The following is an 11,218-nucleotide window of genomic DNA, read 5'->3' as shown; positions in this document are numbered from 1 at the left end:
TTTTAATACCTATATATTCTTCAAATACTTAAAATTAAAAATTAAAATCGTCTTCTAAATCTAATACATTTTCAGCTTCAGTTATCTTAACAACATTTTTTGCTTCAGCAACTTGTTTTCCACCTATTTCAAAATCCCATATTGAAGGAACAGCATTCTTATGGAGTTTCTGCCAACGTTCATCAGCTTCATAAAGCCCTTCAGCATTATATGGATTTGGAATACCCAGTTTCTTGCAGTGTGCACTAAATCGTTGCACCCTTTCAAATCTTTCTTCCCTCAAAGGCTCACAATTTAATGTCCATGTTTCAAACACAAGCATATCGCTCATATTTTTTGGATACAGAAGCATTCTTTTATCTGCCCACTGGTCTGAATCAGCCTGTCCAGAAAAATGATAGTAGAACGGATTCGGCTCGGCCTGGTAGATAGAATCCTTCATCTCTTCCAAAAGATCAAGTGTCATTTGGAAATCTTCTTCTGTTTCATCTGGATGACCTATAACTATATATGCTGTAGTTTTCACCCCCGCACTGGCAAGGCCATACAATGACGCTTTGGTTTGCTCAATAGTAATACCTTTATGCATTAAATCTAATATCTTTTGAGAACCACTTTCAACTCCTATCCTTGTTCTATACAATCCACCTCGTCGCCATAAAATGGTGTTATCTAAATTAGCAGATGCATCATCTACTCTAAAATAACAGTCATAATACATAGTTTCATTAGCTTTAATTAATTCTACTGAAAGCTCAGCGACAAATGGGTTTACCAATGAATCCGACAAAAAGAATAGCTGATTAGCATATGTTTTATATGTTTTTAACATTTCTTTCACTAACTGCTTTACATTTTTCTTACGGAATTTTCCAAAAAAGGTTGATGCATTGCAGAAGCTACACTCAAAGGGACAACTACCAGAACCTGTCGCAGTTATGTACGGATAATACGATATATTAAAGTCAGATAAATCTGCGATATCCATCTGATCAAAAGGTATAGCATCTAAACCAACATCCTTTAGAGATACTACTCTCCTGTCATTTAATTCCCCCTCCAAAAACATTTTAAACAACTGTTCTCCCTGACCAGCCACCATTATTAAATCAACACAATCTTCTGTTTCACTCAAAAGAGCTTCGAAATTTGGTGAACCTACAGCATGAGAGTCAGCAAAAGCCCCCCCCCCCATTACCACTTTTATATTTGGGCACCTTTTCTTTGCTAGCCTTGCAACAAAAATAGATGCTGGAATGTTCCCCTTTAATACGCTAAGTCCAAGAACATCAGGAGTTTCTTTTTCTAGAATATCAACAAAGTATTCTTTGAGGTTTTTATAAAAGTATGCCATTATCTCATTTATTTTCTCAGCCTGTTTTTCATCAATATTTACATAGTAAGTGTGATAAACAAGTTGTTTTGTAAGTTCAATATACTGTTTTTCATCTTTATACTTAAATGCTGCCATCATATGATTGTGTAATACATCATGACCCATGTTGTTAAAATTACCTCTTTTTTCTAAAGGAACATACTCTTCTAGTTTATTAAAATAGTCTTCATAAACCTTCTTGAAAATTTCCTCAACGTTTGGGTCAAAATTTTTGACATAGTGACCGAACTTCTGAAGATAGGTTTTAAGCATACCTATTCCTTGGGGTGGTACGAGTGGTGTCCAATAAGGTAACATTCCCAAAATTATTCTCTTAGAATTGTTTTCATTTTCAAATTCACAACTTGTATTCATAAATACCTCCAATTGTTTAATTAAATGAAGTTAAAAGCCTAGAAGCAGAAATCCTCTTCATCGGATTTTAGTATATTATTAGCTACCGACAGACTGTTACTTAAAACAATATCTTCTAACCTGATATCAATGCTTTCATTTATTTGATTTAAAATTTCCATATAATGATCCATCATTTTTTCAGCTGTGGCTCTTTTAAATAGCTCGGTTGAATACTCAAGCATAAACCTTACCGAATCACCTATTTTCATTATTGAAAGAAACATATCAAACCTTGAGATTTTATAATTAAAATCGTATGGAGTTAACTTAATTTTGTTATTATCTAGTACTTGTGTATCAAAATTTTGAACTGCAAAAACATAGTCAAACAATGGGTTTCTGCTCATATCTCTCTTTAGTTTTAACTTGTTTACTAATTCATCAAACTGATAGTCCTGGTTTTGATAAGCGTTCAGACAGTTCTCTTTGACCTCAGCAATAAACCGCCTAACAGTTATATCATGTTTAGGTGTGTTTCTATTAACAAGCATATTAACAAACATTCCTATAATATTTTGTAAATCTCTGTGGGGTCTTCCTACTGTAGGAGAACCTACTATAATGTCTTCTTGACCAGAGTATTTTGAAAGCAGTACATAATATGCCGCTAGCATGACTATATGTAAAGTGCTTGATGTATTTAATACAACTTTATTGAGGTGATCAATTATATCTCTGCTACTGGTTACTACTACTCTATCACCTTTTAAAGTCTTTTTTAAATGTCTTGGAAAATCAGTGGGAAAATTCAATATTGGTATCATATTGCTTTCCTTTTCCGGAAATTTACTCATCCAATATCTTTCTTTGACTTGCATGTTATCTGACTTAAACAGCTTATTCTGCCATGCAGTAAAATCTTTATATTGGACTCTTAATTCCGGGAGCTCAATCTCTTGAAGTAGCATAACTAGCTCTTCAAGAAGTACCAATAAGGACCAACCATCGGATATAATATGATGCATATCAATCATTATTACATGCTTATTCTCTCCAATTTTAGCAAGTGATGCTCTAATAAGTGGAGGTATATCAAGCATGAAAGGTTTTATAAACCTATCCATAAGCTCGTTTATTTTGTCTTCGGAAGCATCAAAATAACTTACTTTAAATGGAACCACATCATGAATCTTCTGTACGTGTTCTCCATTATGTATTTCAAAGGATGTCCTTAACGATTCATGTCTATTTATTAATATGTTAAATGCTTTATCAATCTTATCAATATCTAAATCTCCTTCAATAAGAATCGCCTCAGGCATATTATACCCAATGTTTTCCCCCACTGTATCATCAGCTATCTCATCAACTACATAAATTCTTTTCTGAGCTGCTGAAGCCTCGTAACATCCTTTAGAATAACATGTTTTATCAGTAATAATTTCTATAGAAGAATATATATCTTTACCCTGACAATTAGCTATATATTTTGATAAATTCTTTATTGTAGATAACTTAAACATTTCTACCAACGGTATTTCCACATTGAAAATCTCATGTAAAGTGTCTACCAATAAAGTGATTTTTAGGGAGTTCATACCAAACTCATAAAAATTATCAGAAACACCAATTGCATTAATCTGTAAGATATTTTTACAAATGTCGCAAACAATTAATTCAATCTCATTGTCTATAACTTCTAGTTCCTTTGTAGAAGCAATTTTCTCTTTATTTGTTTCAAATAAATTATTAATTGTTGGAAACATTCCTTCTTCATACATACTAGCAAGTTTAAACCTTTGCACCTTCCCACTTGTAGTTTTATGTATTCTTTTAATAGGTATAACATCCTTAACAAAAATCCCAATTCTTTCTCTTATAAATAGTTTTATTTTTGAAGCTAATGATACAAATTCATCCTGCTTTTTTTTAAACAAAACGAATATTATGATTTCTTCTAATTGTGTTTTTATATTTAATACATTAGTAGCTACTACTTTTCCTAATTCAATTTCTTCAAGTTCCTCTAAAACACGCTCTATGTCATGTGAATAATAGTTTTGACCATTGACAAATATAATATCTTTTAATCTTCCTGTTACAACTAAGCATCCATTTATTAAAAATCCGAGATCTCCTGTTTTTAACCATTTATCTTTTGTTATTACCCTTTCATTTTCTTCAGCATCATTATAATAACCAGATGTAACATTCTTGCCCTTAATATGAATCTGCCCAACTACATTGTCTCCTAATTCTTGATCTTTTTCATCACATATCCTTAATTCACAATAATCAACAGCACTTCCCTCTTCTACAAACCCTACTGCATTTTCATCGTTTTTATCGATTTCCATGGCCTGTTCTCCTATGCCCAAATGACGACGATCAACAAATACTATTTTAAATTCTTCTTCTGGCTTAGGAAATGCCACAGCTAAACTAGCTTCTGCCATTCCATATACTGTAAACATGCTCTTTCTGTTAAGCCCATATTCTATCATAACATTTAGAAATTTATTGCATAAATCATATGAAATAGGCTCTGCCCCATTAAAAATCAAACGTACATGAGACAAATTCCATTCTTTTGCAATCTCATGTGAAAAATGTGATAAAAAAAATGAATACCCAAAATTTGGTGAGCAAAGTATTGTAGCCTTGTATTCATCTGCCTTTTTCATCCATAAAGTAGGGTTTCTAATAAACAAGCCAATAGTTATTAAACTATGATTTAATTGATTTACAATAGGTACTAGATGAAAACCTATAATACCCATATCATGTGTTATTGGCATCCAAGATAGAAATGAATCATTTTCTTTAAGTTTCATAGCTTTTGAGATAGCAGTAATATTAGACAATAGATTTTCATGGGTTAGTACCACACCTTTTGGTTCTCCTGTAGATCCTGAAGAGAATTGTATAAAAGCAGTATCATTTTGTTTTGGTGTATTAACAATAGCGTTAATTGATATAATAGTTTCTTCCTTATCAAAAATGTCCTCTGTATATATTATCTTATGTTTTATGTTATCAAATTCATTTTGCAAATTATCATCACAAAATTTATCCAAAATAGAAATCCGTTTTGAATCAATTACTAGGTTTGGTCTTTTCAAAATATTCCATATCTTAAAGAGCTTAAGTTTATGTTCGTCATTATTACCAACTGTAAGTGGCACCGGGGTTATACCACCTAAGATACAGGCCCAAAATATGTACAAGAACTGTTCATTCTTTTGTATTTGTAATACTAATTCATGTCCACGATGTATTCCTTTTGACTGTAGATAATCTAGAACACCCAGAGCCTTTTTATAAAACTCTTCATATGAAACAAATGTATCACTATCATTATTATTAATAAAGGATATCCCTCTATCCTTCATTTTACTTACACTTTGTATCACTTCAACTAAATTATTATATTTCAGCATTTTTTTCACCTTAACCTCAGATTATTATGGTAGCAACTTCAGCATAAATTCATTAGTCTTATTTATCCACCTTTAAATCATCGTAACCCATTATTTTGTAATGGTAGCGTTTACTATTTCTATTACATCATCCAATTTATCATTTATAAAAAAGTGACCTCCATTAAAACTAAAAAAAGAAGAATTCTTATTAGTAAGCTTAGACCATTCTTTTATCTCTTCATTTGTGAAACAATCTTCATTACCATAAAGAACTGAAATATTGCAATTAATCTTATTGTCTTGTGCGTCATGATCGTATGTCTCAACTACTTGATAATCAGCTTTTAATATTTCAATAAATATGTTTCTAAGCTCTATATTTTCAAATAATTCTTTTGGAGTACCTCCTAATTTATAAATTTCACTTGAAAATTCATCTTGTTCAAGAAGATGTAGTTTTTTTTCACAACTATTTACATGTGGAGCCTGCCTTGCTGCAAAAAATGCATGAAGGGGTGGTGCATATCCCTCCTTTTCAAGTTTACGTATTAGTTCATAAGAAATCACACTACCCATACTATATCCAAAGAATGCATATGGCTGGTTATTTATGTGGTTTTTTATTTGATTAAATGTATCATTCACCAAATGTTCCATTTTAAAGCATAAAGATTCATTAAATCTGTTACCTCTACCTGGTAATTCTATTGGGCATATTTCAATATTGCCATTAACCCGTTTTTTCCATTGATTGTATATTGTTGCAGATCCACCTGCATAAGGTATACAAAATAGTTTTAATTTTCCCATAATAACCTCCATTAACAATATTTTTTTAACTTTATAGCTATTTTATAAATCGTTATTATTGCGTTATTAAGTTCGGAAACAATTGTCTTGTGCTTGTCTCACTAAATAATTTATTAAACCTTTCATTCTGCTCATCAATTGGCGTTCCCTTTGTTTTAAATACTGATATAAGCATATTAAGCGCTTCTTCTGCTTGTCCCAATGTAGGCTCTAGAGAACTCTCTTCCAGCTTCATCAGCATGTCTCTAATTTTTCTATAAGGTACTACAACACCTTTCTGGTACTCATCATTATTCAAGTTACTATTTTTAGTACACACCGCTATTGCCACGCATCTTGTTATTAATGTTGAAAGGCCATTATTATTATTTTGTTGCTTTTGCATACTAAAAACTTCATCTTTTACATGTGTAAAATCTTTCATACTTTCAGATGTATAAACAGTAATATCCTTTACATTTACTTTCATTAAATTTTTTAAAATACCTTTGGATCCCATTTCTATGGCAATGTCTATTCCCTGGTTTTTCAAATATAACATTGAGTCAATCCATCTAACTGGGCTAACAACTTGTGATGTTAAATTATCAACTATCACGTCTTTTGTTTTATACGGTAGTGCATTTACATTAGATAAAACCGGATATTTAAAATCCTTATACAAATACTTTTGTAATTCTTGATTTAAATTATTTGCTGCTGGTTGCATTAATGAACAGTGGAACGGAGCACTTACCTTAAGATGATGAATTCTTCCACCTATACCAGAGAATTTCATGCACAATTCCTCAACTGCCATTTTATGTCCTGAAATAATAATTTGACCTGATGAATTATAATTAGAAACGCTTACGATTTTATTATAGGACTTCATATAATTTTTACATTCTTCTTCAATAATACTCATCTTAACATTGCCTACAGCCGCCATTGCTCCAATACCAACTGGGACTGCCTTTTGCATTAATACCCCTCTCTGTCTAACTATCTTTAATGCATCTATGAAGTTCATACTTCCTGCACATACTAAAGCTGAATATTCACCTAAACTATGCCCTGTTAAAATGGATGGTTTAATGCCTATTTCCTTCATATAAACCCTAAAAGCCGCAACACTTGTTGCTAAAATAGCTGGCTGGCAATTTTCGGTTTTGCTTAATTCATCTAAACTACCTTGAAAACATAGCTTCTGAATATCATAATTTAAAGCATCGTTTGCTTCCTCAAAAGTCCTTTTAGCGATTTCATATTGATCATATAATACTTTTCCCATTCCAATATATTGGGAACCTTGACCTGGAAATAATATTGCAAGTTTCACATCTGTCACTCCTTATCATTTTTTATTTTCATCATGATATTGGCTAAGAAACCTACTGAAAAATGTGAATTCCACCATTCTCATTTAAAAGGTAATATATATATATATATATATTAAGACACATAATTACAGATTTTTTACTTTAATACAATTAAACACCTATTTATAAATTAAGTCAACTTAATTTATAAATACCATCTTCTTCAATGGAACCAAACAATTCACTTATTCTTTTGGGAAGGATATCCTTACCAAAAGGATGTGAATGTGTTAATGTCCACTTGATAAATCTGCTCATGGGATTTCGATCTCCAACTGCTCTGATACAATTAGAGATATATTTTACAGCTAAAGCTGATAAAGCTGATAATGCAAAGATACTCTTAGATAGCATAAGACGAGAAAAATCAAGATACTGTAAGGATCAATTTGGAGTAATACTAAATATAGTACCTTCGTATGAAGCTTCGCTAATAGAACAAGCCTTTTTTCACTTTACAAATACACAAGTACTGATGAACATATATACTTAATGATTTTCCAAATCAAGAGCCTGTAAATAATAAAATATTACAAAGGAAATTTCAAGGAATTATATCAACGATCAAAATTTTTCAAGTCCAAATGAGGTTCTAACTGCTATGAAAGGGATGTTCAAAGATGTTCTTCAGGAAGCATTGGAAGCAGAAATGGATTTACAACTTGGATATGACAAATATGATATATCTGAAAAGCAAACTCTAAATAGTAGAAATGGTTACTCTAAAAAACTGTGAAATCTGAACTTGGAACAGTAGAACTTAATATACCACGTGATAGAAATGGCGAATTTGAGCCTAATATTTTACCTAAGTATCAAAGAAATATAACTGGTATCGAAGATAAAATAATGGCTTTATATGCAGCTGGAATGACTACAAGAGACATATCAGAGCAGGTCAAAAACTTATATGATGTTGAAATATCTGCTGAAATGATATCAAATATAACAAATAGAATTTTGTGTATTTGTCAAGTGAAAACTCCCCCATATTCTAATCCAAAACTCCTCCACTAAAAACTGTAAAAAAATAACATCCCCTATAAATGAGCGAAAATGATTCCATCAATTTCCATATATTAAAAAAAGAAAAACATCTATGCATTCTCCTGTTATAATTAGGTCACGACACAAAACATAACTATGGAGAAAACATAAATGTTTAACAACTCAATTGTAACAAAATCATCGGCAATATACAAATTTTTAATTGAATTAAAGATAGCTCTTTATCTTACAACGCCCCAAATTCATCATCTAATATTATTTATAAATTCTATGGTGACAAAAAGCTACTACGGGAAAATAACTGACGTTTCAGACTTTATGCATGTATATTATTGACTTAAAATGGCAATAATATACTGTATAGTGATTATAGATAAAAAACTTTAATCGACTTTAAATAACATTATTTTACAAAAAAAATTAATAAATCAATTTTTTGTCTAGAGAGAGAGTATACACAAAATAATTTACACGGACAAAATCAAAACCTGATTCTGTGCAAGTTATAACCATTTCTATATGTTCTTTTTCTGGTTTAGAAAGAGCATCTATAAGAGGCTTTGCAATATTAACTGCAAATGATATAGGATCTTCGTATGGAAGAGGTACCATTTTCTCTTTCATTAACAAATTTTCAAAACGCTCATTATCAAGATTTCTATATTTTGCTAACTTTTAGACATCTATATAAGCCGATTCTCCGTAAAAATTAATAGCTTCAATTCCAACTATACGTTCGTTCATAATTCATCTCCCATTTTTAAACCGCAAATGTGGTTTAGCTTCTATCTATTTATATTTTTTTCTATATTGAATTAAAACAAACCATTATAATTTAAATTTGAATCATTTACACAATTTTCTCCATATTTTTTTTAACGAAACAAAGCATAAATCTTTATAATCTAAATCCTTTGAACACACAGCCAATTTATGTTCATTATCAATATCCAATCTGTAAAAAAATATCTCATTCTCATTTTCATTCTCACAATTATATTGTACTTCGCCATTTTCAAAATAAAACATAATGCTATCCAAATGAATGCTTAATCCTTTGCCTTTATATTTTACATAACTTTCCTTTAATGTCCAAAAATCAATTAATCCTTTTTTTCTGTTTTTAGGCTCTTTGCTTATTATTTCCATATACTCTGACTTATTAAAAAACCTTCTTGCTATATCTATATCTATATCTTTAATTATTTCAACATCAACACCAATTTCATTTTCACTCCACGCACAAACTACCCATTTACCAGAATGTGAAATATTAAAATAATAGTCAGAAATACCTTTAAGATATGGCTTTCCATATGAGTTGTATGTAAATTCAATATCTGTATATGCTATATTCAATTTACAACATGCCATATATTTTATTAATATTTCCGCATATATACTTCGTTTCACATCAATTTCAAATTTAATTTTTTTTGTTTTCTCTTTTCGTTCTTCTGAAAGTACATTATATAAATCATTGAACATTTTACTGTCAATTACTTCATTAACATCTATTGCAAATACTTCTGTCATTAATTTATCCTTTCATAAACTAGTATGCACCACTTTAATACCACCCTAATAATTATTCATCAAAATTATTTTCAATATTATTAGTTCTAATATTACCTTTACAAAATCTACATCAGCATATCCTGTAAAATCACAATATCTTAGTGTTTTCCTAACATCTTTTTACAATATTCACTTAGGTATTTTGCAGTTTCTTGCATTAGCATTATACTAATTTCTCCAATCTTCAAATTCAGAACCCTTAACCCATTGATTAAACGCTCCAAGTGCAGAACCACATAAAATCTGATAATCTGACTGACAATCCTCTTCACCGCTTAGTGCCCATTGAAATGTCTTATATAAATGCCATTTTAAGTTTCGGATTTCGATTTGCATCTTCAATCTGCAATAGCCTTATGACACTCTTCGACCAGTAAGCCGGTTATTGGATCTATGCCAATATCTTAGACATAAAAAGTCGAACTTTTTATGAAGCCTTTTGAGCCAAATCTTCACAGTGTTAAGGATTAATATATCCAATACTACTATGTATCCTTTTTATATTGTACCAATCTTCTATATATTCAAATATTCCTAATCTTGCAGCGTCATAATCAAAATATTTAACATGGTAACTTCTTCTTTTTTCAATGAAGCATGAAATGATTCAATGCAAGCATTATCATATGGGCAACCTTTGGCACTAAATGAGTGTTTAATAATTTTAGTGCTCTCAATATATTCTTTAAAAGCGGAGCTTGTATATTGGCATCCCAAATCGCTATGAAGTATTAGATACTTAGTTGGTTTTTGTAGTTGTATACTATTTTTGACAGCCTGTAGAGCTAATGTAGTGTCAATGAATTTAGACATAGCATGGCCTATTATTTTCCTACTATAAGGATCCATGACCGATGCTAAGTAGCTCCAACCATCTTTAACAGTGCGGATGTAAGTGATATCCGTTACCCACTTTTCATTAATTCTAGTAGCCGTAAAATCCCTCTTTAACACATTTTCCTGCTCTATTATTTTGTTTTTAGATGAAGTTGGTCTGTATTTTTTTACTATTAAAGATCTTATCCCCAATTTTTTCATCAATCCTTGTGTTCTTTTTAAACTAATAGTTATCCCCAGCGCGTTTAGTGATTTATTTATTTTAGGAGCCCCTATCGATTTTTGCTTGCGCTGTTGATATTTATAATTTCTTTTTCTATATTCCTATTTTCAATTTCTCGCTTGCTTGGTTTCTTGTGTAAATACTTGTAATAAGAGCTTCGTGCAACACCTAAAACCTCACACATTAGTTTTATATCATGATATTTTTTGCTTTTGACCTCTTGCCATTATAAACACATCCTTATCTT

The 11,218-nt window shown here is 30.8% G+C and carries 11 protein-coding genes and 2 pseudogenes; 3 read left to right on the top strand and 10 right to left on the bottom strand.

From position 1 onward, the window contains the following. Positions 1-34: 34 nt before the first annotated feature. The 5 genes from ACWJJ7_RS02515 to ACWJJ7_RS02495 all read right to left on the bottom strand — a co-directional run bounded on the left by ACWJJ7_RS02515 (position 35) and on the right by ACWJJ7_RS02495 (position 7,583). Positions 35-1,750, bottom strand: a complete 1,716-nt coding sequence (locus tag ACWJJ7_RS02515; RefSeq protein WP_462963787.1) for a B12-binding domain-containing radical SAM protein — start codon at positions 1,748-1,750, stop codon at positions 35-37. A 38-nt stretch (positions 1,751-1,788) separates the two neighbouring features. Further along, positions 1,789-5,172 (bottom strand): condensation domain-containing protein, encoded by a 3,384-nt coding sequence (locus tag ACWJJ7_RS02510; protein ID WP_462964926.1) that lies wholly within the window; start codon positions 5,170-5,172, stop codon positions 1,789-1,791. Positions 5,173-5,262: 90 nt separating this feature from the next. Then, entirely contained in the window at positions 5,263-5,964 is a 702-nt protein-coding gene (locus tag ACWJJ7_RS02505) for a thioesterase II family protein (protein WP_462963786.1), read from the bottom strand. 55 nt (positions 5,965-6,019) lie between these two features. Beyond that, complete coding sequence (fabD, locus tag ACWJJ7_RS02500) at positions 6,020-7,285, bottom strand: ACP S-malonyltransferase (protein WP_462963785.1); 1,266 nt, start codon at positions 7,283-7,285, stop codon at positions 6,020-6,022. A gap of 175 nt (positions 7,286-7,460) precedes the next feature. Continuing rightward, entirely contained in the window at positions 7,461-7,583 is a 123-nt protein-coding gene (locus tag ACWJJ7_RS02495; RefSeq protein ID WP_462965062.1) for a hypothetical protein, read from the bottom strand. Here ACWJJ7_RS02495 and ACWJJ7_RS02490 point away from each other — a divergent pair. The 3 genes and pseudogenes from ACWJJ7_RS02490 (at position 7,582) to ACWJJ7_RS02480 (ending at position 8,669) form a co-directional block, all read left to right on the top strand. Further along, a complete protein-coding gene (locus tag ACWJJ7_RS02490; protein ID WP_462965061.1) occupies positions 7,582-7,818 on the top strand; it encodes a hypothetical protein in 237 nt (78 codons plus the stop codon). The two genes, ACWJJ7_RS02495 and ACWJJ7_RS02490, sit on opposite strands and share 2 nt — an antisense overlap. Before the next feature lie 63 nt (positions 7,819-7,881). Beyond that, positions 7,882-8,288 (top strand): annotated as a pseudogene (locus tag ACWJJ7_RS02485) (transposase); the annotation flags it as partial. A 195-nt stretch (positions 8,289-8,483) separates the two neighbouring features. Continuing rightward, entirely contained in the window at positions 8,484-8,669 is a 186-nt protein-coding gene (locus ACWJJ7_RS02480; protein WP_462963784.1) for a hypothetical protein, read from the top strand. A gap of 84 nt (positions 8,670-8,753) precedes the next feature. Here the strand turns inward: ACWJJ7_RS02480 and ACWJJ7_RS02475 are convergent, their stop codons facing one another. From ACWJJ7_RS02475 to ACWJJ7_RS02455, 5 genes and pseudogenes are all read right to left on the bottom strand, one after another. Beyond that, positions 8,754-8,957: a hypothetical protein gene (locus ACWJJ7_RS02475; protein WP_462963783.1), complete on the bottom strand. Its 204-nt coding sequence runs from the start codon at positions 8,955-8,957 to the stop codon at positions 8,754-8,756. A 222-nt stretch (positions 8,958-9,179) separates the two neighbouring features. Continuing rightward, positions 9,180-9,869 carry a 4'-phosphopantetheinyl transferase family protein gene (locus tag ACWJJ7_RS02470; protein ID WP_462963782.1) on the bottom strand — a complete coding sequence of 230 codons (690 nt, stop codon included), beginning with the start codon at positions 9,867-9,869 and terminating at the stop codon, positions 9,180-9,182. Positions 9,870-10,079: 210 nt separating this feature from the next. After that, complete coding sequence (locus ACWJJ7_RS02465) at positions 10,080-10,247, bottom strand: hypothetical protein (protein WP_462963781.1); 168 nt, start codon at positions 10,245-10,247, stop codon at positions 10,080-10,082. Between the two features lie 124 nt (positions 10,248-10,371). After that, positions 10,372-10,443, bottom strand: a complete 72-nt coding sequence (locus ACWJJ7_RS02460) for a hypothetical protein (protein ID WP_462964925.1) — start codon at positions 10,441-10,443, stop codon at positions 10,372-10,374. Between the two features lie 2 nt (positions 10,444-10,445). Beyond that, positions 10,446-11,030: pseudogene (locus ACWJJ7_RS02455) on the bottom strand (IS3 family transposase); the annotation flags it as partial. Positions 11,031-11,218: the final 188 nt, after the last annotated feature.

The organism is Clostridium sp. CM042 (assembly GCF_055080995.1).
This window is presented reverse-complemented; position numbering and strand designations above follow the sequence as displayed.

Excerpts from the sequence above, each read along its gene's own strand:
- ACWJJ7_RS02510 (WP_462964926.1), bottom strand. The coding sequence starts at position 5,172 with ATGCTGAAATATAATAATTTAGTTGAAGTGATACAAAGTGTAAGTAAA.
- ACWJJ7_RS02490 (WP_462965061.1), top strand. The coding sequence starts at position 7,582 with ATGGGATTTCGATCTCCAACTGCTCTGATACAATTAGAGATATATTTT.
- ACWJJ7_RS02515 (WP_462963787.1), bottom strand. The coding sequence starts at position 1,750 with ATGAATACAAGTTGTGAATTTGAAAATGAAAACAATTCTAAGAGAATA.
- ACWJJ7_RS02480 (WP_462963784.1), top strand. The coding sequence starts at position 8,484 with ATGTTTAACAACTCAATTGTAACAAAATCATCGGCAATATACAAATTT.
- ACWJJ7_RS02505 (WP_462963786.1), bottom strand. The coding sequence starts at position 5,964 with ATGGGAAAATTAAAACTATTTTGTATACCTTATGCAGGTGGATCTGCA.
- ACWJJ7_RS02495 (WP_462965062.1), bottom strand. The coding sequence starts at position 7,583 with ATGAGCAGATTTATCAAGTGGACATTAACACATTCACATCCTTTTGGT.
- ACWJJ7_RS02465 (WP_462963781.1), bottom strand. The coding sequence starts at position 10,247 with ATGCAAATCGAAATCCGAAACTTAAAATGGCATTTATATAAGACATTT.
- ACWJJ7_RS02475 (WP_462963783.1), bottom strand. The coding sequence starts at position 8,957 with ATGAAAGAGAAAATGGTACCTCTTCCATACGAAGATCCTATATCATTT.
- ACWJJ7_RS02470 (WP_462963782.1), bottom strand. The coding sequence starts at position 9,869 with ATGACAGAAGTATTTGCAATAGATGTTAATGAAGTAATTGACAGTAAA.